Here is a 26430-nt window from a genome sequence, read left to right as displayed (position 1 = left end):
GTGGGTTTTAGGATAAAAAAGGGGACGTTCAGTAGAAAGAAGGGGATTCCCCTAAAATGTAGTGCCGAGTCAAATGCGGCAGCATCTTGACGTTCGGATACGGCAGGAGCCGACGGCAAGGGCCGAAGGCATTAATTCACAAATACAAAAGAGACGGACAGATAGCGTACTGTTAAATAGGTAATACCATTTCACCAAGATCAATTGTTACTTCATCAGTATTAAGAATAGTTTCTTCTAAGCCTGCAAGTAGATCATTATTCTCTGGTGATTGAATTGATTGGACTGGATCAACCGGCTTTGATTCTTCAGTTACTTCTGGTAGTTCGGATACATTAACAACTTGTGCATGTAACTTTGTATAGATAGATCCAAGAGCAGAAGGTCTAGTAGCAGTCTTGTGTAATTGAGTAGTAACATGAACCACTACATTCTCGTACATTTCTAACTCAGCAATAAGCGGTCTATTCTCACGTACTTTTGCTACAGTACCTACAAATTGATTGTTCTTATAAACGTTCAAGGTTTCTTTCTTTGTTACCTCATCTACAAGTACATGAATCTCCATGTCTCCAGAAAGCATTGCAGTATCCTTCATTGTTGATACACCACATTGTTCAGAAATCTTATGAGTGTCCTTAATTTCACAAGTAGCGGCGAAAGGGCAAGTAGCACAAGGTTTCTCAATAATAACCTGCATATCAAATGATTGTTCCTTTGGCGCTTCAATAGTGTCCTCAATAAATGGCTCTGCAGAAACCATTGGTGTTGGTTCTGGAATAATAGGCATAACTGGTTGAACAGGAGTTGTATCTAGTGACACAGAAACTTGCTCTTGCTTCATTAACTGTTGAATTGTGTTATAGCTATCAACTGAATTCTGTATAACTGATTGTTGTTGCTCTTTCATAGCTTGGTTGAATGCTTTGTTAAGAGCTTGCTGATATTGAGTAGCCAGCTTAGCTTGTTGTTCTAAAGCCTGTTGGTGTTGAGTGTTTAATGCTGTTACATACATAGCAAATAATTCATTTGGGTTTGTCATGATTTTGTTTCTCTCCTTTTATTTTCTGATATAATAAAAGGGTAGTGTTGGTAGCACTACCCTCAGATCTATATTGTTATAGATTTGTAAATCGATGGTTTATTACATGAAGCGAACAATTGCAGTTTCGCCAGTCTTGTCAAATGATATTTCTTGAACAGTTAGGTTGAAGACGCCAGCATAGAAGTTTTGTGGGGCAAAACCGATATACGCTGAATCTTCACGAGTTGCTTCCATTTCGTTAGCAACCTGAACGCCTTTGTTTAAGAAATACATAACAGGACGAACACTATCTTTTTGTTGCTCATGTTTAATTGCTACAGTTACTGTACGATTAACAGCAACAGTTTTGTTTACTAGATTTGCATTCGGGTTTAATACTCGAACCTTAACCTGATTTGATTGAGTAGCGGGAACTACTTGCTCAACTAGGTTAGATTGTAAAAGAGTAAACGTTAAATCTTGTGGAACGAAGTAAGTCTCAGAAACTTTTCCAGAGATCAGGGAATTCATTTCTTCCGCAAACACTTCGAATGGTAAAGCAATGAAACCATTAGATGGTACAAAGCGATATTCGCGACCATCTTGACGGTAAGCTGCTTTACCATTTGTTTTTGTACCTGTAACAATAAGGTATAGTACACCAACAAGAGAACGAACATCTGCACTAGTATCTTTAGCAAGAGTATACATAGCTTTACGGAATTCAGCTTTGTATAAGTCACGAGCATTACTGAATGCTGCTAATTCGTTTTCAAATTGAGCCTTAAGTTTAGCAGTCTTTTTAGCTTTAGTAAGAGAGTACATATTCTTCTTAGCGAATAAACCAGCTTCCTTAAGTTCTTGTTCTTTAGCTTTACGGAATAGGTTTTCTGCATTACTACGAGTATTCTCTTTTTGCATGTATGCATTGTAAAGACCTTCTACATAAACCTTTAATTGATTAATATCAGTATGAGTAACTTCCATGTTGCTAAGAACATGACGACGAATATTATTCTTGGTTACATCACTGTGACCTACTTTAAATGTTTCACATAAGAACTCAATAGATAGTTCAGAGAAGCTTGGATTATTTTCTTTGCGCTCTCTTGTACCGAATACAACTTGATAAGCACTATCCATGTTTCTTGTGCCATACTCATCCTTTTGAGAAGCTAACCATTGTGGTTTTACTACTCTAAATCCTACTAATTTGCCTTCTACTACAACTTCGCTAAAGATGTGGTGATAGATACCTTTCTCTTCAACTAATTTCTCACGTTTAGCATCATCAGTTAATTCCATTTCTTCTTCACTGAACATAAGAGCATCGAACTTAGCGAATAGAGCTTCCATTAAAGGCATTTCTAAATATGCACCACCATGTTTTGGACGGTCAATCTCCCATCTTCCAGCAGCACATAAATTAATTAAATCAACTTCAATAGAATTACGTTCTTCAGCAGTTAGAACAGTACGTGTTAATAGATCCGTTAAGATCATAGCACGGTTAGCAATAACACCGATTAGGCTTGCTTCAATAGTATCAACAGTAATGCGTTGAGATAGTTTAGCAACTACTTCTAAGAATTCACGGCGGCGATTACTAGCATTTTCACCTTTAAATTCATTTAAATCGTAGAATACTTTATTACCAACAACCTTGAATCCATTCATTACAACTTCTTTATCAGCAATCTTTTTGCTCTTAGATACTTCTGTTACATATTCAGGGCAACCACCATCAAATTCAACAGCTACTCCATCTTCATATTTTACATAAGCATCAATAAAAGGAAGGATTACATTTTTACCATATAGTTTAGACTCTTGACGAATACGAGCATTAACCATTAATTCATCAAAGATAATAGCAGAAGTATCACCATCATGGTCAGCACCCGCTTGTTGAGCAACAACCCAAGAGAATGCGTCAAAGAATGTAACACCTTGCCATAAACCTTTCTTAACAAATTCCATGTACTCATCAGAATGTACAGCAGTAACCACTGGAATCTCATGAGTAACAGTAACAGGGAAACGAACAGAGATTGCTTTACCTAGTTCAAGGAAGTACTCTCCATCTTTCTTAGAAGGAGCAATTACTTCATATGGGTTAAGAACTCCATCTTCTTTAACTACAGTGTAGCGGCCATCCTTAGCAGCATTGTAGATAGCAAATACATCAGAGAACATGTAACGAGTACGAGCTTTTTCAGTAAATAGTTTTGCATCTAATAGTTTATTAAGCTTCTTAATTCCTAAGCTAACCACTTGGTCCTTAATGTATTGCTCATCCAGTACATCACCAAACTCTTGAGATAGACGAACAAAATCAGTAGCAACAAACTCATTCTCATTTTCTTCATCAGTTGCATTAAGCATAGTAAGGATATCGTTAGATTGATTCTCTACAATAGCATTCTTAACAAACCCAACACTATTTGTAACACCTTGTTGTAATTCTTCAACAGTTAAGCCCATTTGTTGAGTAGCTTGAGATGCAGCCCAGATTCCATCGTTACCATCTTTACGTTGACCAACAACGAATAACTGGAATCCATTCTTCTTAATATCAGCTACGATTTCTTCAGCTTTTACCATACCTTCTGTTAGGATAAGATCTGCGCCGAATAATTCACAAATTGGATTAAACTCTAATGAAGCACCTTTAACAGCATTAGATACACGTAATTGGAATGCATCAAAACCATTAATTACACCTGAAGAACGTAAAGCTTCAGTTACACGAGAAGAGTGCCATCCTTGACCATCTGTAAGGTTACGCTTAAGAAGCTTAGTTGCTAATTCATTATTCCAGTGATTAAATCTTTCAACTCCTACAAATGCATTGTTTTCATCTAATACGTTTAGCAGGAAGTCTTGACCAGCTTCAATTTGAGAGTAGAACTCGTTAATAAGAGCAATAGTGAATGTTTCACCTTTCTTATTTGTAAGAACGATATAAGCAGGTTTAATTTCACCCATTACATTCTTTTTACCAGCCGGAATGAATTCTACTTTTGGTTTATTGCTGAAAGAGTTAAGTAGACCTTTATCAGCGTTAAGACCATTAGACCCTGCTAACATGAAACGTTTGTAAGCTTTAGCTACATCCATTACATGAAATTCAGTTGCAACTTTGTTTCCTTCTGCATCTTTCTCATAGTGCTTCTTAGCATAAGCCAATTCATCTTGACCAGTTCCCAAGAAGTAAAGAATGATATCATCTAATGTTTTAAATCCTACAGCACCGTTTGAACGAGCTTGAGACATAGATTTTGCATAAGTTGTGTAAGAGAATGTTTCCATATTAGAGATATTGCTACCGATTTCCAATACGCCATCTTTTTGATCAACAACAAGTACTTTAGAGAAAACAGATTTTAATACAGCACCGTTTACTTCTTCGCCAAATGGTAAAGAACGAGAACCATCAAAAGTACACATCTCATCTAAAACAATCGCTTTTTGTGGTTCTTCGATTTGCATAACCATTCCGTCTTTTTTGTACTCTTTTAAAACATTAATCGTTTGAGCTTTCTTCTTTTTAGCAGTTGCAAAGCGATAAGCCGCTAAACTTCCAGACATCTTTTGATATAAAGAGCTAATGCTATTAAGGTTAGCTACATCAGTATCTTTAGCAATATAGAAGTTGATTGATTCTCGAAGTGCATATTTCTTGTTGTCCTCAACTTCTACTTCCACCATTACTTGATTAAGTAGTTCTTCTGTATCGAAGTCTACTAGTTTACCTAGTACTACGCCATTATCTACTACATAGATATCACCCATGTTTAGTGCAGCCATTAATACAGTCTCACGTACTTTCTTTCCTTTGATCTTAGCCTTAGCAGTAAGACGGCCTTTTAGATTAAGGCTTTCTAGAGCTTGGTACTCTGCTGATTCCATGAACTTAGGGAATAGTGTAGGTACAATAACCATTAAGTAATCAATGATTTGTTTACCTGTAGCAGAAGAGAACTGAATAGCTAGTTCCGTATTATCTTCTTTTACTACAATGAACTTGTTACGACGTGCATCTACAGTAAGGGCCTTAGCGTTATTACCAATGAATTGTGAGAATAGCAGTGCGTTAATACCCATGCTAGATAGTGCTTCAGCAATCTTAACTGATGCACCTTGTACTACATTTAAATTACCTGTTGAGAATACTACTTCTTTCTTTGTCATTTGAACCTCTCCTTTAGTGTTAGTAGTAGTTGATTGTTGTGTAGCGATAGTAGTGTTTGTCATGATAATGTCCTTTCATATGCTCTCATTTACATGGTCAGGAGCTAGACCTATAATCTGTTTCGTCCTCTTGGACTCATCAGTAGGGATACACATCCCTATACAGATAAAATAAAAAAGACCAGGGGAATAACCCCTAGTCTCTATTGCTTACTTCTTATTCTTGAAGTCACGGCTTAGGTATACTACATTGCCTTCCTTCTCTGTATCCATCTTGTGGTGCTCGTAATGACCCTCAATCTCATACTCAACTTCCTTAGACTCAGGGAAGAAGAAGTCTAATGCCTTATCTACTAGCTTAATCTTAGATGGGTTCTCCATCTTATCTAGTGTTGCATCCATGAACTTACCGAATCTAGTTAACATACCTTCTTTCTTAGGCTGTTGCATATTAGGTAGCTCAACTACTTTATTCTCTGCTTTGTAATCCTCAGAACGAACAAGACTTACCTTATCTAATCCCATTGCCTTTGCTACTTGAACCTCTAATGCTTTGATCTCTTTACCTGTCATTTTGTTGTTAGTCATAATCGAAACTCTCCATTTCATATTTGTTTGTAGTCCATAGGGGTGGCCAGCGAAAGACCACTCATAAGAACCCATATATACCACCTTGCGGCTCAAAAAATATTAAAAATTAATCCCTATATAGGGCTTCGAGTCAGGAACGAATAGAGTAGTTAGGAAAGCGTTATCGAATCTATCAAACCTTCGGTTTTACTAGACCTATTGACAATATATGCGCTAATGGTTGTGTTATCACCGAGGTGATGAAAAAATGGTTAAAAGTATTAACGAGGAGTTTTTCGATACGTGGACGGAGGAGTCAGCATACGTATTGGGTTACATATGGGCAGATGGGTGCCTAACGAAGAATAAAAACAATTATCGTGTTTCTTTTTGTAGTAATGATAAAGAAATCGTTGAAAAGATTAATCGCGTAATGAAATCCGAATATGCAATTAGTGAGTACAAAGGTAGCTATTCTACTGGTTTTTCAAAACCCCGTATGATTAAGAAGTTACGTTCATTTGGCTTAATTGAGCGAAAATCCCTTGATAAGAAGTTTCCTGTTGGAATTCCTTCGGAATTTTTACGTCACTTTGTGAGAGGATACTTTGACGGTAATGGTTACTTCACTTATGAAGCGTGGAAAAATGGGAAGAGACGCCTTATATCTGGATTTGCGACAGGAAGTGGAGTGTTCGCTGAACAGTTGAGCGGAGTAGTTCATGAGTTAGGAATGAAGCACGCGAATGTCCAGCACATCGATAGACGGAAAAGTGGCCGGGGACAGTACTACCAAATGCGCTATTATCAACGAGATACGGTTAAATTAGCCGATGTAATGTACAAAGATGCAACCATCTATATGGAACGAAAAAAGAAACTATATGAGGAATGTTCATTTGCCAAGGCTGGAGAGAAAGCTTTGGCTTTTTTATTTGTGTTAACAGTCAGGAAAAGAGAAGTGGGAAGTATTTTATTGAGAAAAATTCGTCGAGTGGTTACGGTATGGCATGAGAACAGGAATGGAGGAAGGGGGGATTTTGTTGAAGTTTGATGAGCATGAGCAGTACCTTTACGATGAATGGGTATTGGCTTCTCATTCAGCTAGACTTGGGAGAAAGACAACAATTGTATGTCTTACTATGGAGAATGGCTATGAGGTAGTTGGTACATCTGCTTGCGTAGATCCAGATGATTATGACCGTGAAATTGGTGTGTATTGGGCTACAAAAGATGCACTTAAAAGAGTAGCTGACATTGTAGGCTATGTAAGACAATCTCAAATGGTATAAGGTCAGGAACAAAGAGCGTGGAAAACACTAGTTTCTTTTTTGACGAACAACAAGCATTGAATCAGTAACTTATTACAACAAGATAACAGGTCAGGAGAAAAGGAGGCCCGTAGAAATGTCTGTAGAGAAACGTATGGAAGAATTACGTCAAATTGATGTTGAGACACCAGAACAGTTGAAGATGAGAGCTATGAATGAAATAGAGTTACCTTCAACTTGGAAAGTGTCTAATGAAACAAGAGGTATGATTGCTCAATCTATGGAGATTTACAATACTAAACATGGATTGTATGCAGCTATTCCTATGATGTGCAAAGGAGAAGAGTGTCCTTATGCAGAGGTATGTCCTCTCTTATCAGGAGGAATGGACCCTAGTGGTTCACGTTGTCCATTGGAGATTGGTCTTGTTTTGAAGCGTTTTGAAGAATACAAGAACGAATTCAATATTAATGAACAGGATATCGTTGATATGGGATTAGTCAAAGACTTAGTGGACTATGACGTACAGCTTTTTAGAGCTGAAAACAAAATTGCTTTACAAGGTGACTTCATTGAAGATGTGATTGTAACTGTAACTGAAAATGGTCAACAAATCACAGCTCCTCAAATCTCTAAGGCAGCGGAATATAAAGAGAAGATCATGACGAAGAAACACAAAGTTCTTCAATTGATGCACTCTACACGTTCTGATAAAGCTGGAGATAAATTAACCCTCACACTCGATCCAAGTTCGTATGCTGCTCAACTTATGTCACAAGTTGCTTCTACTATGAAGCCAGGACAAATCTTTGATGCAGATTACGAAGAGGTCGAAGGATAAACCCTCAGCCTTAACAAAAAATCTTTTAGAATTGCATTAATCGTGCTGGATGTTTTCCCAGCGCGAGGAATCAATTGTCGAAGACGTTTGGTAACGCTCTGATTAGCGGCGCTAAGTCAAATCATTTTTATCTCCCACAGAAAGCAGGTGATAGTTAGTGGCTGAACAACAAAAGCCTGTTGTAAACAAAATCAAAGTAGATGACACCACACATTCCTACAATGAGTCCACTGAAACCCGCACTAACCCTCATGTTAAGACAAATGTTCCCGACACAAAAGCCGCTTCTAAATTCCTAAAGAAGAATCAAAGGAGAATCGCATTAGGTGCGGTAGGAGTCGGTCTAGCAAAATCAGTGATAGATGGAGAAGATGATGATTTAGTTTCATCTACTGCTAAAGGATTGAAGACTGGTGCCCTTGCCGCTGGTTTATCCTATGGTGCTGAACACTTACTAAAAACTCAAACTGTACAGGATTTAGTAAAAGGAGAAGTGCTTAGTGAGTCGGAGAGAGTAGCAAGAGATGTCCGAGTTCGCAGGAAGATGATAGCCGGTGGAGGAAGAGCAGCCAATGCTTTGAAAATCGGACTATATGCTATGGGTGCCGCCACTGTTTTAGATGTAGGTCAACGTGCCGGCGATCATCTCGAAGCAGAAGAACTAAAACGTCGTGAAGAGAGAAAATTTGCTGAAAGAAGAAAGAAACAAAAACAGAAAAACAAGCAATACTCATACGGTCATATTGATCAAGGGGAGATAGTCATGGATTTATTTAACGCTAGGACTGGTCATTACAAAATGGGTAATGCCAAATTTAATTAAAGGTGGCGTAGTTCGTGGCAGTATCACAAAGATTTATAAACTTATTTGAAAAACAGCTAATGAAAAATCCTGACTTAGCTGAAAAAGTTACTGGTACATTTAATAGAAAACAAACCGTTAACGTCCCTATCAAGCAAACTTCTAATGGGCATAATACTGCAAGCCATTTAAACCAGGCACTTAACAAATCTGGTACTTCAAATAAAGTTCTAGATAGCATGGTCGATGATGCAGTAAAAATGCGAAGAGAAACTTCTAAACCTATAGGAACACTGAATAGAAGTGAACGTAAAATTGCTGAACGTCAAAAATCCGAAAAAGAATTTGATAAGGGAGTAAGTAGTTTAGATGGAATTAAAGCAAATGAAAAATTACTTCCTAGTATTGGTGCTACAGCTAGTACTCTATTTAAGTCAGCTCGAACAAATTTAGGAGCAAAAGGAAGTATGAAGAGTGCGGCTATCGGAACTTTCCAAGCATCTGCTGCTTCAGCCGCTGTTTCTGGTGGAATTGCTGCGTTGCAAGGTAACGATCCTTGGGAAGCGGCTAAGACTGGATTTGTAAGAGGTGCTATGGCAGGTGGAACCTACCAAGGTTTAAAGGCCGCTACACACGCTAATGCAGGCTCTATAAAAGGTAATCTTAAACATATAGCTTCTACTACTAAGCAAACTTATCAAGCTCATACAATGGCAGGGAATGCCGGTATGCGCCAAGGTGGAGTCTCTAGACAATTAGAAAAGGTGTTAAAAGCAAGTCAAATGAATCGTCAAAATATAGCACATAACGGCTTGTACAAGAACCAAAAGGGGTGATAAGTAATGGCTTTCGTTAATGGGGTAAGAAATCTCGCTAAGATTGGACTGCAAGGTACTCAAAAAGGTATGAGCAAGGCAACAGAACCCGTAAAAAAGACATCTGTAAAAGCTGCTAAAAAAGTTGCTAAGACAACATTTATCGATGTGAAAAATAAAGATGGCGAAGTTCAAAAGAACTTAGCAAACTTTTATACAGGTAAAAAGCTTAATCCAGTCCATGCTGCAGCTTTAGGTGGAGCCTATCTAGGTGGACAATCCATGTATCAAAGTCTACAAAAACAAACTATCACACCTCTTAAACTAGCAACGATGAATGACTATCAAGAAATTGGAGCACCGGACATTATGATGTATGACGGTGTTGGACAAGATCGTGCACCTAAAAATCTGAATGCAGATGGAAGTATTGTTTTTGGTCTGCACAATATGAGAAAGGGTTGATGTAAATGGCTGGTATAGGTGTAGGGGCTGTTAGAAAAGTAGGTAGTATGCTTTCGAGCGGTAGCAAGCTTTCTGGTGCTGGTAAAGTCGGTGTCGGAATGTTTGCACTTGATACTGTTATGAATGTATCTGGTGGAGACGACTTAGGAACTTCAGCCATGAAAGCTGGCGTTACCGGTGTCCTTTCTGCCTCTAACCCTCTTATTTTTGGTACATTAACAGCTGCTAGTATAGCAAAAGATGCTTACTGGGGTTTTCAGCAATTCAACTATCAAAAGAAACAATGGTGGAATGCTCAGTATGCTTATAACAATCAAGTTGGTGGTAACTATGTTGACACTCAACGAGCACAAACCATGAGACAAGCAGCGGTACAAGCCATCCAAGGAAGCAAAATGAATGCAAGAAGCGCTTTGGGTGGAGAGGCTCAAATCCTCAATCCGTATTCGCAAAGAAGATATTAAAGAAAAGGAGAAAGAAGTATGAGCAGATTTACAAAGTACGATCAAGAAATGCTCGACATTATCCGTGATCCTGTTAAATGGGCTGAACACCATCTAGGTGAAAAACCTCGATGGTATCAGGAACAGATCCTTCGACATCCTCATCACCGTAAAGTATTAAGATGTGGCCGTCGTATCGGTAAATGTATTGAAGAGAATCAACGAATTATTAATCCGAACACAGGACAATATCAAACGGTAAAAGAACTGTTTGAACAGCAGAAGGATGGGAGCGCTACACCATTACTTACGCTAAATGAATCCTATAAATTAGAAAATAGTGAAGCATTCTTTATTGAAGACAACGGAATTAAAGAGACATTTTCTGTTGTAACAAAACATGGCGCACGAGTTGTTTTAACTGGTAACCATCCAGTGTTAACAGTAGATGGATGGAAAGAGGTAGATGCTCTTCGAATTGGAGAAAGTATCGCAACTCCTAAACTTTTACCGGTCTACGGAACAAAACAAGTTGATAAGCACAAGTTACGTGTTCTTGCTTATATGTTAGCGGCAGGGCGCTTTAATAAAGACAGTATTAGTTTCCAAGCACGATATCCTGGTGTAAGAGAAACAATGCTTGAATCATGTGAAGAACTAAATATCACGACATATCGTGAACGACATAAGAAAGCTACAATTTATCTAATCAATTTTAGTCAATTTGAATTCTATCGAGAAATTCAAGAAAAAAAGATACCTTCTTTTATCTATGAATTAGATAGAGAACACCTTGCATTCTTCTTAGGAAGTTTATATTCAGCAGGTGGATGGTTCTTTGCAGGACGTATCTGTGAAATTGGATATGCAACGAAACATCGTCAATTCGCTTTAGACCTCAAACACCTTCTTCTACGTTTCGGAATTCAAGCAAACCTACTACAAAAAGAAATGAATGAATCGGTTTACTATCACCTAATGGTTTATCACCGTTCCTCTATTTTATTATTTCTTGAACACTTAGCAACTCCAGAACGTGATTATGATGATATCCGTGAAAGAGCATTAGAAATGACCTCTTCTGAACCAACTTTACCAAAAGAGACATGGAAATATATCGAAGAAGAACGTATTGCTAAAGGATTAAAGAAATCTGACGTAGTTGGAAAGGGTAATCGTCGTTATCGTACTGAAAAAGGAATTTCTTTAAGTAATGCTCGTGTTTATTCAGAAAATCTACAGTCGGCTATGCTACATGATCTTATTACTTCAGATGTGTTATGGGAAGAAGTAGTCGAAATTATTCCACTAGGGAAACGACAAACGTATGATGTGTTCGTTCCAGAAACACACAATCTTGTCTGTGAGGACATAATTGTTCACAATACATGGACAATGTGCGCTCACATGTTATGGGTGGCCTTCACTTGTAACGGTGGGACAAGCATTACAAAAGGAGCCGCTTGTGTTGTTGCCACTCCATATGATAACCAAGCCCGCTTAATTTTTGACCAACTTAAAACCTTCCTTGATAACAACCCCGTTTTGATGGAATCCGTCAAATCAATCACTAAAAACCCTTATGTAATTGAATTTAAAAACAAGTCAATCATTCGTCTGTTCACTGCAGGTACTCGTTCTGGTGCAGAAGGTGGATCTCTTCGTGGACAACGTGCAGATTGGCTTTACATGGATAAAAATTTGTCCCCTATGTTGGCGACAGCATAGTGCGAATCAGGTGAATTGCTGGAAGGCTAAGTCTCTGTCGCGAGATACGGATATGCTAATCAGCAGCTAAGCTAGTTTTTTCTTGAGAAAGGCGGCATAATTGTTAGATTTATATAACTACAAAGCAACAGTCATCGAAGTAAAAGACGGTGACACATACGTTATTTCCGTTGATTTAGGATTCCGATTCATACATGAAATGGAACTTCGTATGTTACGAATTGATACTCCCGAAACCAAAAGATATCCTGGTCGTTTTAAATACGATGAAGAGATTCCGATTGGTAAACAAATCGGTCAATGGGTTCGGAACCGTATCTTAGGTAAAGAAGTAGAAATTAAAACACAATTAGATGAAAGTGACAAATATGGTCGCGTCCTAGCTGAATTGTATTATGAAGTAGATGGACAGTGGATCAATCTTAATCAGCAAATGTTAGATTTAGGTTTTGATAAAAAAAACATCCAAGAAAAACTTGAAAGTTCAACGACTATCGAAATCCCTGCATAGGGTGAGTAGAGTAGGACTCAAGCGGGTCCGAAGCGCCTGACATCTCCCTGAGATGATGATATAGTCTCGTCCCTGTCTAAAGACAGGAGGAGGAATAGCGAACCTCCGTAAGATAGACGGAAGTAGATTACATGAGTGATAAAGACTTCGAGGCAATCTATGCGATTACCTTTGAGGCACCAAACCGTATCGGAACCATGATTGCATCAACGCCTACGGGACGTCGAGGTATGTTTTATAAGGTTTGTACTGAAATGAAACTAAACCAAGATGTAAAAATGGATGAAAGCAACCGCTACGATATGAAAACTTATGACCGAATTGAAGCTGAAGGTTGGCAAGAGTTTTATTATCCAACAATGGTTAACCCTGAATGGTCTGAAAAAATGGAACGCGAATTACGGAAGCAGTTTAGTGAAGTTGCTTACGAGCATGAGGTTCTAGCTGAATTTGGTACTGAAATGGTAGGGGTATTCAATAAAGATTACATTGACGAAGCTGCAAACATTGGTTACAACTATACTACTGTTCCTGCAAACAACGGACCAATTGCCATTGGTGTCGATTGGGATAAATTCGGAAATGCGACACAAATTGTTGTTACACAATACAATCCGTTTGATCCTAGAAGACCAAGACCTGAATTAGGAGACTTGGAACAAAGATATGGTCGATTCCAAGTTATTAATCGTATTGAGATTCCTAAAGGTGAATTCACGTATGATAACGCGGTTAAAAAGATAATTGAATTGGATGTAATTTATAGTCCATTTGCTATTTATTGTGACCGTGGAGCTGGTGAATACCAGATCGAGCTTTTACGTAAGGCATTAGGTGATAAAGTAAAAGGCGTTCACTTAGGAAGCTCTCAATTAGTACGTGATCCGCATAGCAGAGAATATGATAAGAAGCCATTAAAACCGTTTATTGTTAACCAAACAGTCTTAATGTTAGAACGTGGTCAACTACGTATTCCTCATCGTGACATGGATGAAACGATTGCACGACAAATGACTAACTATCAAGTAGTTCGTTTTAGTGCAAAAACTGGGGAAGCAACCTATACGGATGTGGACGAGCACGCATTAGATGCAATGATGTTCGGTTTACTCGCTTTTATTAATGAAAAGCCTGAAATAGCGGCTACTATAATTGAAAAGCCTAATGCACGAACAATTGCTCAAGTGAAAACAACGTCCACTGATCCATTTAAACAACAAGAATCAACAAAATCGAATGATTCAGAGTTGCGACAGAAATCAAGAAATACAAAAGTTCGTCAACGAGCATCCAGAGGTTTTGGATGGGGAAGTCGTGGCGGAAGCACTAAAATGCCATCCCGTGGAGGATGGTAATACAAGGCGACAGGTATACGCATTGGGCCTGTCGCCTTTTTTATAAGGAGGAGAGAACGAATGGACGAAAAAGATTTGTATGGTAATAAGCTAGCCATTGATACAGATACGGAAAGATCTATTTTAGAGTATCGGCCCCGGTTTAAATATGAACCAAACAAGCCAATCACAGTTAATTTAACAACAGAAGAAAATATCATTGATGAACCAGATGAGGAAGTAGCTGAAGGTAATGCATATGTACCAGTCGAAAAACCTGCTCAACAATATGAAGATTTTGTTGATACAGTCGGAGTTCTAGATGAAATGATTCAATTCGTGCAAGAAGAAGTTAAGGATGTGGTTATTCCTCTTTCAGAACAAGAGGTTATCACACTTTATGAATCATTCCCTTACCTTGATCCAACTATTGCTCATCAAGGTGGAATTGATTTTACAACATATGATGAAACATTTGCTGATCCAGATGCACCAAGTAATGTACTGATTCAAGACTTTGTTCATTCTCATGCCTCAGATGTAGATGGTTCGCTAGAGTTAGAGGTTTATGAAGATTTAAAAGAACTTCAATTAACTGTCCAAGAAGGCTACTATTTCTATAAAGAATCCGTCTTAAAAAATTATTTGGATGGAGATATTCCAGTAACGCCAAGTAATAATGAAGAACTCACTAAGCAAATCGATGAAGCGGTTCAAAAACAGAGAGAACAGTTAGAAGATATCACAAAGTCTTACAAAGAAAGCGAAAGTGCTTATTATGAGGCTCTTCGTAACTCATATGGTACTCCTGAATTCTTTGATATCAGCAATAAATATATGCAAGCTAAGCGCTCTTACGATATTGCCATTCGCGAAAATAAAACTCTACAAGAAATGATGTCTCTAGTTGATACCCTTTTACTTGGTACAGAAGATTGCTCTAATTACATCAAATCCGGATTAGTTTTAGGTAGCGGTATTGACGGAGAAGAGGTTATGAAGGTATTAGATAAACAAGCTACTACTAAAGAAGAACTTGCAGAATTAATGAAATTAACACAACTCTCTCTTAAGCTCCAAGTCAATTCACAAATTGAAGACAAGAAGCAGTATCGAGATGTATTAAAGAACATTAATAATCTTTCTCGTAAACAACGAGCGCACGATGAATTGCTTACAGCGTTCGAGCTTCGAAATAAAATGTACTTGAAAACGTATGATGTGCTACAAAACTTAGAGTCTCCTAGTAAAGAAAAGGGAGTTGAATCCTTTTTAAATCAAATGGCTGGAGGATTAAATCTCGTACAGGATCAATATGATTCCTTTTTACGAGATGTGTATCTCATGTATACGTCTGAATATGAAGTGCGAAAAGAGAAGCTAACTAAAACATTGGACAAGGAAGATGCACGAGCAGGGTATTCTTTAGTCTTAGACCATCTATAAGAGAGGTGTACAGAATTGAATATAGTAAAACGAATTCAGAGAGGAGTTCGGCTACGAACAGCAATGAGTGAAGCATCTTCCTCAGCTAAACGTGATCCAAAGAAAACAGCCGTTACACGTTTGGGACAAGCTATTAAAACTGCTGGTGGTAGTGGAGACTTTGAAGAATCGCCAATCGATTTAGCCGAAATTGGCCGTGCTTATTATACGGATAGTTATATTCGTAGAGCGGTTGATAAACACTCAGCCCTGATGTTTAAAAACGGATGGGAACTGTCGGGGAAAAACGATCAAGCAATTGAATATGTTTGGACTCGTCTTAAATTAATGGCAGAAGGAACTGGTCAAAGTACCGATGCCTTTTTACAGGAAGTCTCCGACAATTTAGTTCTTTATGGGAACGCTTATGTAGTAAAAGCTAGGGCTAAAAGAAACAGTACGCCAAGTGGTGTGACGGCAACAGGTTACACTTCAAATAAGCCTGTTGCAGGATATTTTGTTCTTCCTGCTCAACAAGTTACGGTTAACCGTGATGATGTTGGAAAGATTGTTGCTTATCAGCAATCAACTGGTAGTGGTGGACAGGGCGTAGAATTTAAGCCAGAAGATATTATCCATTTTACCTACCGTAAACCTAGTGGTCGTGCGTATGGTGTGCCCTTCATTTTTAATGCCCTGGACGACGTAAAATTACTTCGCCAGATTGAAGAAAATGTAGCGCGATTAATTTATCGAAATTTATTCCCTCTTTACTTATACAAAGTTGGTTTAGATAAACCAGGATTTGAAGCTACAGATGAAGAGATTGAAAACTTACGTGAAGAGATCCGTAATATTCCTGTTGATGGAGCATTGGTTGTACCTGAACGACACAATATTGAAGTTGTTGGTTCGCAAGGACAAGCAATCGATGCAAATGGATACTTAAAGTATTTCCGTGAACGTGTATTCTCCGGATTAGGAGTAAGTGACACAATCATGGGTATCTCAGGAACCGCTAATAAATCAACCTCTGATAACCAATCCTCTGATTTAAACGATACTGTGAAGGACTTCCAAAAATCTTTTGCAGACGTAGTTAAATTCTCCATTATTAATGAACTTCTTTTTGAAGGTGGATATGATCCAACATTAACCCCCGACGATGAAATTGATTTTGTTTTCCATGAAATTGAGTTCGATGCAAAAATCAAACGTGAAAATCATGTTGTCCAATTGTTTATGCAAAACAGTATTGTGTTTGAAGAAATGCGTCAATTGTTAGGATACGACATCCAAGTTGATGAATCTCGTCTTTATACAAATATGTTTAATGCAGCAACAGGAGATGCAGGAACCTCTGGTACTCAAGCGGCTGCAAATCAAGGTAATAACCAGGATCAACCGGCTAATCAAAGCGGTAAGCAAACTAGTCCTGGTAAACCTAAAACTTCAGAAACAGGTAGTAAGAGCGTTTTAGTTTCAGAAAATACAAATTTGACCGGGCAATCTCAACTGGTTAATTTATCGGAAACGTTACAAGTTAGTTCATTCACTCAAAAAGTTGAACAACAATGGTCCGATGCAATGGAAGACGTTCAGGCAAGGGTTCAGCGTAATGAGGATACTGACACAATTAACTCATTCACCACAAATCTTGTTAGTCAATTAGTTAAGGAACAAATACATCCATTTGTTGAACGTTCTTTTCTTCATGGATTTCAAGAGGGATTAGTTCAAATGGGTAATGACCTTACGAAGTTACAAACAGGTGATGTACAAGTAGCGGTAGCTAAACATAGTCAATCATTTGAAAGATTGATGAAAGACATTACTCGTCTTGTTTCTGCTTGCTATGAAAAAGACTCACCGGCTGCTCATATTACTCATGCCTTTACAGCAAACCGTTACCGAATTGGTTTCATTGCAAAACGTATTGCGTATGAAGCTTACAACTACGGTGTTGCTTTGTCTGCAGAAAAAAGTAAAAAGGATAGAGTCTATGTTCAACATAAACCAAATTGTTGCAAGACTTGTCTAACTGCTTCCTCAGAAATCATCTTAACAGATGGATGGAGAAATCAAATTCCCCCACATCACACCAATTGCGAATGCACAATTGTAGCAAAACCCAAGGAGGTCATCTAATTGAATATTTTAAAGTGGAAGGGTCTTGAAGTAGATCCTATGAAGATTAGTGAGTCTATCACTACATCAGCCCAAATCACTCAGGTAGATACTGCTTTCAATGAATCCACAAGTGAGAGCGGTATTACGGTTCTTTATCCTAAGATTGAAGCCATTCATGAAGGAAGAACACGAAACTTTAACCGTTATACGGCTGAAAAATTAAAAGGAGATCCAGATCTTCGAAGTGGTGTTTATAGCTGGACAGCTCCTTATCCTAAACCTGTCATTCATAACCACGATACAACGACTGAAGCTACTGGTCGTGTTTACTCTGCTTCATACTCCGATTACACTTCCGCTGGTCGCCCCGGCATTATCGTCACTCCAAAAATTACTCAAGAAAAAGCAATCAAAGATATTATGGAAGGTCGTTTGTTAACTGTCTCTATCGGTGCTTCTACAAATGCTGCTGTATGTAGTGTATGTGGAACTGACATCATCAACGAAGGTTGGTGTGGTCACATGAGAGGCGAAGAATATGACGGTCAAGTATGTGAATGGGTAGCGGGAGACTTATTCTTCGATGAATTAAGTTGGGTAAACGTTCCTGCTGATTCTGATGCAATGATTGTTAATGCAAACACGTCACAATCATTGATGGGTGTTGGTGAAAATACAGCTACCATTAGCGCAATTAATGACAGTATCGAAGTTACAGCTTCACCTGCTGTTTCACAAGAAATTAACGTTGATGAATCAACCTATATCACAGCAAAAGATATTGCTTCGACTTCAGCGTTGACTGCTGAACCCCTAGTGGTTACAAGTGAAGGTGTACTAAATACTACGAAGGAGGCAAGCACAGTGGAACATGATGAACAAAACGTTACAGCTGAGACTATGGAAGAAGAAGCTACTGTTGTCGAAGAGACAGAAGAAACGATTGAAACTCAAACTACAGAAGAAACAACTGAAGTTGAAGAAACACAAGTAGAAGAGTCAACTGAAACAGAAGTAGAAGAAGCTTCTCAAGGCGAAGTTGTAGAAGAAACTGAAGACACTGTAACTGATGAAACAGTTGTCACAGAACAAGAAAACGAATCTGCTGATGAAGATGCTCTTAAAAAAGCACAAGATGAATTAGCGGAAGCTCAAAACACAATCAATGATTTAACAGAAGCAAATGTGCAGCTTGCAAAAGAGCTTCAAGAAGCAACTGTTAATTTCTTAGTAGATTTACGTGTCGCTGTTGGAAAAGAATCTAACCGCGAAGAAGCTGTCCAAAAGTTCGCAACTCGTACTGTAGAATCTTTACGTGATTCTATTTCTGACATTTTATCAGAAAAGCCATCTATCAAAACAACACGTACTGTTGAGCACGTTGAAAAGCCAACGGGACAGAAAGTTGTTACTGAAAGTAAAGACTTGGCAACTAGTTCACTAAAGGTTACAAATAACGAAGATGCACTATACAATCTCTTAACTGGACACACAAAATAAGGAGGCACATTACAAATGGCACAATTTCCAAATTTGGATCGTAAGCTTACTCAACGTGGTAAGTCTCACACAAACTTAGTAATTTCCGAGGGCATGGCTCCTGCGGAAGAAATGATTATCTCTCGTACTAATGGTGCGGAAAGCTTTATCTATGAGTATGGCCCAGAAGGTAACCAAACTGTAGTTTTAGCAAAAGGTAAAATCGTTGAAGTTGTCGGCTCTGAATACGACGCTGAAACTGGTTTCTACAAAACTGCTGTTAGACAAGCAGAAGATGCATCTGAAACAGTAACAGGTGTTAACCACCACAATGTTTACTCTCGTCGTCGTGACGGTATGGTAAGCACATTAACTACTCCAACAGTTATTACTCGTAACTATATCGAAGTACCTTTATTCGAAACAACTGGTGCTACATTAGCTGATGCTCAAGTTTTAGCTGAAGCAATGAAATTCGGTGCTGCTGTTTCTGAAACAAGTGTAGCAAATGCTGCATTACAAGCTGGTGACCGTGTAGTTTCTGACCGTGCTGGTAACTTCCGTAAATATGTAAAAGGCACTGACGCTCCTGAAGCAATCGTTGGACAAGTTTGGGCTAAAGAAACTGAACTTCCACCTGCTGGATTCCTTCAATACTACTCAGATCTAGTTAATCCTGAAATGGAAGCATATTTAAAAATGATTTCTCGTAACCCATCTCCAGGTCTTCCTGCAACTGGTGAAGGTGCGTTCCCTTATGGCGCTCCTTACACAAACAAAGGATGGAAACCTGAATTCGAAAAATTATTAGCTGGAGCTAAAATGGCTGGTATCCCATTCTTAACAGATGGTTTCTTCCGTGCTCAAGAAATGCGTACATTTGGTGTTGCAACTGGTACTGCTGGCTCAATGACATTAGATACTAACGTTGAAGTAGTTCGTACTACTGAAGGTACTGTATTTGATGTAGCAAACAACAAAGTAACTGTAAAAGCAGGCGTTAAAAACCCAGCTTTATTCATTAAATTAAAACACAAAATCGATACTACTAAATTAGCTAACGTTGAAATCACTCTTGGTGGTACAAAAGTTAATGCTGACGATTTCAATATCGACATCCAAAACAACACTATCGTTGTTTACCCAGCAATTAACGACACTAACGCTGATGTAAACTATGCTGGTCTTACAGTAACAGTTCCATTAGTAGTTGACCCAATCGCTGGTATTCCAACTGCATGGGATCACAAAGGCGCTGTTGGTGCGGTTCGTATCTTACTTCAAAAATAATTAACCTCGATTTACCCTCACTTTTCTTCTAGTTTGCAAATCAACAACCTCTAAATACAAACCTTCAAGTTTAACCTTTACGGTCTATTGATGAACAGCTTAAAAGATAAGTAGACACAATCCCATTTACGATGGGAGAGCTACTAAATATAGATTCTCCCATCCTAAATTTTCACACAAATTATTAGGAGGATATATATATCATGGAAAACACAATTGAACTTCATGAGAAGTATACAAAAATGATGGCATATGCAGGCAAAGTTCCTGTACAACAACGTGTCACTGTAAGCGAAGCATTATCTTCAGCTGATGCAAATATCTTAATCCCTAAAGTTATCTCAACTGTAGTATTAGAAGCTGCTGAACCTTTAACTTTAGTATCTAACTTATTCCAAAAAGTAACTTTAACTGAAGGACGTTCAATGGAATTCATCCACTTCGGAGCAATTCGTGCATTCGAAATTGGAGAAGGCCGAGAATATCCAGAACAAAACTTAGACCTTACTGGTGGCGGAATTGGTTCTGTAGACGTTAAAGTCAAAAAATACGGGCTTCGTATTTCAATTACAGACGAAATGATCTCAGACTCACAGTGGGATGTAATCGGATTACACTTACGCGCTGCAGGTCGTGCTATGGCGGCTAAGAAAGAAGAAGTAACGTTTACAGAGTTCCGTAAAGCTGGACACATCGTATTCGATGCTGACTTATTCGCTCCAACTCAAGAAGGTTACCCAACTGGTCGTGGATTCGACGGAGAACTTAATGGTACATTAGCTGCTGAAGATATTATCGACATGGCAGTAAGTATTATGAGTGCAGGTTTCCAACCTACAACAATCATCATGCATCCTCTTTGCTGGTCACTATTTGCTAAAAACGCTGCTTTAGAAGGTACAAGCGTTGCTGCATTTGGACAAGGCACTACAAACTTTGACCCTCGTACATTCAACACTTCAAACGCTTTAGGCTTAGAAGTAATCTTCTCTCCATTTGTTCCTTTCGATCAAGCTAACAAAAAATTCGATTTCTACTTAATTGATAAAAACAATATCGGAGTATTACTTGTGAAAGACGAAATCTCTACAGAGCAATTCGACGATCCAAGTCGCGATATCCAAACTCTTAAATTAAAAGAGCGTTATGGCGTTGGCGTATTAAATGAAGGTTTAGCAATTGCTGTTGCTAAAAACATCAAATTCGCTCGTACATTCCCTGCTCCACAACGTAGCTTCCAAGACATGGCTTTACCAAGTGACTACTCTGGTGCTGCTGCTAAGAAGCACGACGAAATCTAATTAAATAGAAATAACGTTCCTACGGAGCTCCTACAGTTGATGTAGGGGCTTCTTTTATAGTTTACAACTAAAACAAATTTATAAACCGAAAGGAAGTCTTTTTAATGAAAGAATTAAAAGTTATTTTATCACCACATTTTAGCGAAGAAGAATTTGCAGAGCCAGTGAGCGGGATTGTTTTCCGTAAAGGAAGAACGATTGAAGTTTACTCTATTAGCCTTGAAGATAATAAGTTATCAGGCATTCAATCGGCTTTACGCAAAAACATCCTTTTACCATATGACGGTGCAACTCGCCAGTTTGTTAATGGTACTAACTTCGCAAAAGATGAAGTGAAGCCAGAACCAGTTAAAGAAGAGGTTCAAGAGGTAGCGGCAGAAGTTATTGAAGAACCAGTTAAGAAAACACGTAAACGTACTACTAAAAAAGAATCTGAATAAGTGAGGTGAGGCTAGATGGCTCCTTACTCATATCTAGTATTGGGTGTTAATCCTGTTTCAAATGAAATGAATGTAGATCTTTCTTCAAAGATTACCGTTACATTTGCAAAACATATCAACACAGACACATTAAACAGTAATACCATTCGTTTACGTAAGGTAAATGGGGATTTTATTGAGTATACGGGACGATATCTTAATATCGACAAGGTATATGAAGTAACTCCTAAAGAACCGCTCGAAGCTAGCACACAATATCAAATTATGGTTGTTGGTGGGACAGATGGTGTTATTGCGATTGATGGTTCTTATCTTCCATCAACTAAGACTTACGAATTTGTAACAGTTCAAAGAGAAGGTGTTACATCTATAGAAAATTTAGTGCTAAAACAAGACTATCTTTTCGTCTCAGCACAATGGGATATGCCTAAAGGTTTAGTGGATGGAGAAGAGATTTACTTTAACGTTCGACTATCTACTTCAAGCAATCCTGAAGCCTATGATGTGTGGCCTACAAACTTATTAGAAGGTAAAACAACCACTCCTAACATAACTATTCCCCAACGTTTAGAAGCCGGTAGAAACTATTATGTGCATGTACAGGCAGTAACTACTGGTGTAATCGTTCCTAAAGAAGCAACAATCGTTATTGCTTCAAGGCTTGGGGAATCAACCGCTAATATTTATAACGATGATTTGAAGAAAACAGAATGGGTTACAAGTCAAATTTACATTGAGCCCATTGAGCAAACAACATCATCACCAGTAGAAGAATCACCAAGTACCAATGTGCAACCAGAAGTTGTTTCAGCTATGGGGCAATTAGGTATAGTAGATTATTTTCCTCAAAACGGAGAGTTCCAAAAACCTTCTGAAATTGTTGTAGTGTTTAATGACGCTATTTCTCCCGATTTATTCAATGATACAACTGATTCAAGTTCTTTATTCTACGTAGTAGAAGCACCTTACAAAGAGACATTATCCTTAATTGATTTAAGAGGTTTGTACTCAGTTAAGAACGCGATAAATGGCAAAAGTTCAATTGATTCTGAAAATTCTAATGTCCTAGTTTGGGTGCCGGATGCGGGAACAACAGCCTTTAAGGAAGGTAAATCATATACAGTTATTGTTTCTAAAAATATTACCGGGGAAAATACTTTAGCTCTTGGTAGCAATTATGTATTTGGTTTTGTTGGTACACCTGAACATTTACATGGGGAAATTGATCAAATTAAAGAGGTTTTAAGTTCTCTTAATGTTGAGCCGTCTACACGCTTCCTTCAATCTTTAATGAGGAAATACAGCCAATATGCTTGTGATATTTGGTATAACACTTCTACTTATGATGAAGCTTTACATCAAAATGGAGAAGCGCCTTATTACATTCATCAATATGTAAATACACAAGTAACAATTGATGCTTTATTGCATGGTGGTATTATGGCTTCTGGAGGCGGAGACGAAACAGTTACACTTGGAGAATTAACCGTTATAAAAAGCGGTGGAAGTTCCGGTTCAACGACTTCTATTTCAGATGTAATTACTCAACTTCAAAGTGAAATAAAGACCTGGGAAGATTTAATTCATGGTCATCACAATAGAGGCTATGCTGTTCCAGGTAATGTTGTTAAAGGTGAGAACGTTCAAACTTTACCAACTTTCGTAACACGTACAACTATGAATACTAGCTTTGATGCATCGTAGGTGATTAGATAATGAAATTAAACATGGATCTAGCTCGTGAATTTGAAAATATTCTTAGAGATTTTGGCTATGATGTACTGGTTCTTAGAACAGACAGAAAGCTTTTTTGCTCCTGTTATAACGAAGTCACTCAAGAGGCAAGTCGGGAATGTCCGATTTGTCTTGGTCTTGGGTGGACATTCATAGCAGAACGTCATACGGCAAGATCACAAGAAGCAATTGGTTCAACACAATTAGCCCGGGTTCTAAATGATACAGGTATTGGTTCCGTTGCTGTCAGTGACCGTAAGTATTTCTTTCTTCCAAACATGAAAGCACTTGAAAAGGACTTAATTGTTGAGGTTGAATGGGACGAATTCGGAAGACCTACCTATGAAGACGGTGGAATATGGGCTATCACGAATGTTGTTAAAAGTAAAAACCTTGGAAAAGGTAAAGAAGTTTATAAAACCTATTATGCTTCAGAGACTCCTGTAAGAAGTAAGATTCGCGGCATTCGGATATCTGAACTTAATGGAATTAAACAATATAACATCCTAATGGAGGGATAAGAATGTTCACATACAATCAACTTATCTTCCCTTCCCACATGGAAAAGAATACTCGCTTTCTCGTGTTAGCGGGTTTTTCTTTAAGTGGTCCAGTAGGAACACCTTTCATTCTTCGAGGTGACACAGACCCAATTGAAGTACTTGGGATCAGTCGCCTTGCGGAAAATGTGGAATTGGCAAGACAATATGGAATTACTCCGCTTGTGCTCCGTTTAAATGGTTCTCATGGGGAATGTGTTGTTAATCATGACGAACTAAATCTTCCTGCTCTTCAATTTAAAACTCTCGATGCTACAGATGATTGTAATAACATTGATATTCACTTACTTCCAACACATTTAATTGTAAAAGGATTAACAGGTGATATCACTTACTACTTTGCTGATTATAAAGGTATTGATGCTCTAGCTACTGCTATTAAACGTGATTTGTATTTTGGCAAAGGAGAAGTAGATGTGGAGGTATTAAATCAAGTACCTCTAACAAATCTCTGTCTAGCTGAACGTTATGTTGGTTTTCAAGGAGCTGATGATGGTTTTAATCTTGTTAGCAATCATAACGAAACAGATTCAGATGATAAATTACAAGCTCAAATACAGCTCCTAAGAGATAGTTTTATTGATACGGAAGGTGAAGGGGTTTACTTTACAGGGGAATTAAGCGGTTTTCAGATTGATACCCTTGTATTTACTGATATTCCTTATGAAAAAGCACCAGCGGATCTAGCATATATTCTAGGTGGATTCGCAACAGCGAAAACAGAGGAGCAATCTATCTTCTGTTCAGTCGTTTTGTGTTCTGATTTATTTGCGGAAACCCGCTATACAGATGAAGGAGAAGACACATATAGTGCTCAGATTCAATCATTACTTAATATTGCTCCTAATTCTATAGAAGAAACTAGCTTTTTGGAACATGTGGAAGTTGTTGTCGGGGTACAAGATGCCATTTATGCGAAACAGATAACGATGCCTTGTGCCGCAAACTATGCATTTATGCGTTATGCGCTCCCTGATTTTTATACTTCTGCCACAAATAAGGCTCTTTTGAGTATGAATACGTTACAAAGTAGAGAACTCAAACAGAACGAAGTTGCTAATTTATCAAGTAGTGGTTATATATGTATTGTTCCTTCAATACGAAAAGGATTTGTTCCTTTCTTATCAAAGAACTTTTACCCTCAAAATGCATTTCATGCAAAACCTCATTATCTCCGAAGTGTTCACTACGATGTGGGCCGAATGGCTGGTTTCTTCAATCAGTATATCGGAGAACCATTCAACTACACTTTATTCCAATCTATCTTAACCCAAGTAAATAGCTTTAAAGATCAACTTCTAGAAGGTCATCCGCTTTATCAAAACATCACTATAGAGGTTTTAGATTATACGGATACTCAATTTACTCTATCTATCGCTTTCCAGCTATATGGAGAAGTAGAAGTTGTGCGAACATCCTTCGAGTATGTTCCATCAAGTGAGGTGAATATTTCATGGCAGTAAGACAGAATCGGCTTCAATCTAATGGAGCTATGGACTATGAAGACATGATTAAAACCCTCAAATATTTGTTAGATGCAGCATGGGGTTCTGACTGGGGAAGTTTTACTCCAGATGGACCGAACATTAATGATGCAAAGAACATTGAGTACCCCATCATTATCCACTATATGACCTCGATGACTCCTGGATTAATTGGTAAAGACACAAGGGAGATCAAACCTCGTTTTCGTCAATCCGTCTTGAATGAAAATTCAAACGGGGACATGCCACCTATTACAAACATTTACGGGCAAGTATTTGATGCTGAAGTCGTTTTTGAGATTTGGGAAGAAACGAATGCGCAGGTAGACAAGCTAACTAAACAGTTTCGTCAGACCATAACAGCATTTACTGGATATCTCAAAGAAAAAGGGCTGAAAGAAATCCTGTTTCAAAAGATGGAACCTAACCTGGAAAGCGATAAGATACGAGATTCATATAAGATCCGTAAACTTACCTATCTTGTTAGATTCGAAGAATTAAATGAAGTCCCTGTAGATATCTTCCATGCATTCGACGTGGTAGATAAAAGGCTTCAAGAAGAACTTGGTGAATAGCGCTCGACGCTTTC

The 26430-nt window shown here is 38.2% G+C and carries 23 protein-coding genes; 20 read left to right on the top strand and 3 right to left on the bottom strand.

Annotated elements, in window-relative coordinates:
• Window positions 1–172: 172 nt before the first annotated feature.
• The 3 genes from ACFX4N_RS23985 to ACFX4N_RS23975 all read right to left on the bottom strand — a co-directional run bounded on the left by ACFX4N_RS23985 (window position 173) and on the right by ACFX4N_RS23975 (window position 5881).
• The gene (locus tag ACFX4N_RS23985; RefSeq protein WP_377262856.1) at window positions 173–1042 is read right to left on the bottom strand and encodes a hypothetical protein; all 870 of its coding nucleotides are present in this window, start codon (window positions 1040–1042) and stop codon (window positions 173–175) included.
• A gap of 102 nt (window positions 1043–1144) precedes the next feature.
• Entirely contained in the window at window positions 1145–5218 is a 4074-nt protein-coding gene (locus ACFX4N_RS23980; RefSeq protein ID WP_377262853.1) for a hypothetical protein, read from the bottom strand.
• Window positions 5219–5428: 210 nt separating this feature from the next.
• Window positions 5429–5881: a hypothetical protein gene (locus ACFX4N_RS23975; RefSeq protein WP_377262850.1), complete on the bottom strand. Its 453-nt coding sequence runs from the start codon at window positions 5879–5881 to the stop codon at window positions 5429–5431.
• Between the two features lie 175 nt (window positions 5882–6056).
• Between ACFX4N_RS23975 and ACFX4N_RS23970 the strand changes: the two genes are divergently transcribed.
• The 20 genes from ACFX4N_RS23970 (at window position 6057) to ACFX4N_RS23875 (ending at window position 26416) form a co-directional block, all read left to right on the top strand.
• Complete coding sequence (locus tag ACFX4N_RS23970) at window positions 6057–6842, top strand: LAGLIDADG family homing endonuclease (protein WP_377262847.1); 786 nt, start codon at window positions 6057–6059, stop codon at window positions 6840–6842.
• Window positions 6832–7080 carry a Gp49 family protein gene (locus tag ACFX4N_RS23965; protein WP_377262844.1) on the top strand — a complete coding sequence of 83 codons (249 nt, stop codon included), beginning with the start codon at window positions 6832–6834 and terminating at the stop codon, window positions 7078–7080. Before ACFX4N_RS23970 ends, ACFX4N_RS23965 begins: the two co-directional genes overlap by 11 nt.
• Before the next feature lie 115 nt (window positions 7081–7195).
• Window positions 7196–7900: a hypothetical protein gene (locus ACFX4N_RS23960; protein WP_377262841.1), complete on the top strand. Its 705-nt coding sequence runs from the start codon at window positions 7196–7198 to the stop codon at window positions 7898–7900.
• 157 nt (window positions 7901–8057) lie between these two features.
• Complete coding sequence (locus ACFX4N_RS23955; RefSeq protein ID WP_377262838.1) at window positions 8058–8723, top strand: hypothetical protein; 666 nt, start codon at window positions 8058–8060, stop codon at window positions 8721–8723.
• Window positions 8724–8737: 14 nt separating this feature from the next.
• Window positions 8738–9538, top strand: coding sequence for a hypothetical protein (locus ACFX4N_RS23950; RefSeq protein ID WP_377262835.1), 801 nt, complete (start codon window positions 8738–8740; stop codon window positions 9536–9538).
• A 6-nt stretch (window positions 9539–9544) separates the two neighbouring features.
• Complete coding sequence (locus tag ACFX4N_RS23945; RefSeq protein WP_377262832.1) at window positions 9545–9982, top strand: hypothetical protein; 438 nt, start codon at window positions 9545–9547, stop codon at window positions 9980–9982.
• A gap of 5 nt (window positions 9983–9987) precedes the next feature.
• Window positions 9988–10446: a hypothetical protein gene (locus ACFX4N_RS23940; RefSeq protein WP_377262829.1), complete on the top strand. Its 459-nt coding sequence runs from the start codon at window positions 9988–9990 to the stop codon at window positions 10444–10446.
• 18 nt (window positions 10447–10464) lie between these two features.
• Window positions 10465–12153 carry an LAGLIDADG family homing endonuclease gene (locus ACFX4N_RS23935; RefSeq protein WP_377262826.1) on the top strand — a complete coding sequence of 563 codons (1689 nt, stop codon included), beginning with the start codon at window positions 10465–10467 and terminating at the stop codon, window positions 12151–12153.
• Window positions 12154–12253: 100 nt separating this feature from the next.
• Complete coding sequence (locus ACFX4N_RS23930) at window positions 12254–12664, top strand: thermonuclease family protein (RefSeq protein ID WP_377262823.1); 411 nt, start codon at window positions 12254–12256, stop codon at window positions 12662–12664.
• Window positions 12665–12795: 131 nt separating this feature from the next.
• Window positions 12796–14019, top strand: coding sequence for a hypothetical protein (locus tag ACFX4N_RS23925; protein WP_377262820.1), 1224 nt, complete (start codon window positions 12796–12798; stop codon window positions 14017–14019).
• Between the two features lie 60 nt (window positions 14020–14079).
• Window positions 14080–15444 carry a hypothetical protein gene (locus ACFX4N_RS23920; RefSeq protein WP_377262817.1) on the top strand — a complete coding sequence of 455 codons (1365 nt, stop codon included), beginning with the start codon at window positions 14080–14082 and terminating at the stop codon, window positions 15442–15444.
• 15 nt (window positions 15445–15459) lie between these two features.
• On the top strand, window positions 15460–17571 hold the full coding sequence (locus tag ACFX4N_RS23915) for a phage portal protein (protein ID WP_377262814.1): 2112 nt from the start codon (window positions 15460–15462) through the stop codon (window positions 17569–17571).
• Window positions 17572–19053 carry a hypothetical protein gene (locus tag ACFX4N_RS23910; RefSeq protein ID WP_377262811.1) on the top strand — a complete coding sequence of 494 codons (1482 nt, stop codon included), beginning with the start codon at window positions 17572–17574 and terminating at the stop codon, window positions 19051–19053.
• 15 nt (window positions 19054–19068) lie between these two features.
• Window positions 19069–20322 (top strand): hypothetical protein, encoded by a 1254-nt coding sequence (locus tag ACFX4N_RS23905; RefSeq protein WP_377262808.1) that lies wholly within the window; start codon window positions 19069–19071, stop codon window positions 20320–20322.
• Window positions 20323–20525: 203 nt separating this feature from the next.
• A complete protein-coding gene (locus ACFX4N_RS23900) occupies window positions 20526–21623 on the top strand; it encodes a phage major capsid protein (RefSeq protein ID WP_377262805.1) in 1098 nt (365 codons plus the stop codon).
• A 104-nt stretch (window positions 21624–21727) separates the two neighbouring features.
• Entirely contained in the window at window positions 21728–22063 is a 336-nt protein-coding gene (locus ACFX4N_RS23895) for a hypothetical protein (RefSeq protein WP_377262802.1), read from the top strand.
• A 15-nt stretch (window positions 22064–22078) separates the two neighbouring features.
• Entirely contained in the window at window positions 22079–23767 is a 1689-nt protein-coding gene (locus ACFX4N_RS23890) for an Ig-like domain-containing domain (RefSeq protein WP_377262800.1), read from the top strand.
• Window positions 23768–23778: 11 nt separating this feature from the next.
• On the top strand, window positions 23779–24318 hold the full coding sequence (locus tag ACFX4N_RS23885) for a hypothetical protein (protein ID WP_377262798.1): 540 nt from the start codon (window positions 23779–23781) through the stop codon (window positions 24316–24318).
• A gap of 38 nt (window positions 24319–24356) precedes the next feature.
• Window positions 24357–25820: a hypothetical protein gene (locus ACFX4N_RS23880; protein WP_377262795.1), complete on the top strand. Its 1464-nt coding sequence runs from the start codon at window positions 24357–24359 to the stop codon at window positions 25818–25820.
• Complete coding sequence (locus ACFX4N_RS23875; RefSeq protein WP_377262792.1) at window positions 25811–26416, top strand: hypothetical protein; 606 nt, start codon at window positions 25811–25813, stop codon at window positions 26414–26416. Before ACFX4N_RS23880 ends, ACFX4N_RS23875 begins: the two co-directional genes overlap by 10 nt.
• Window positions 26417–26430 lie beyond the last annotated feature (14 nt).

The organism is Priestia sp. YIM B13551 (assembly GCF_042787905.1).
Classification (GTDB): Bacteria; Bacillota; Bacilli; order Bacillales; family Bacillaceae_H; genus Priestia.
The sequence above is the reverse complement of the archived record's forward strand: the minus strand, read 5'-3'. Positions and strand labels throughout refer to the sequence as shown.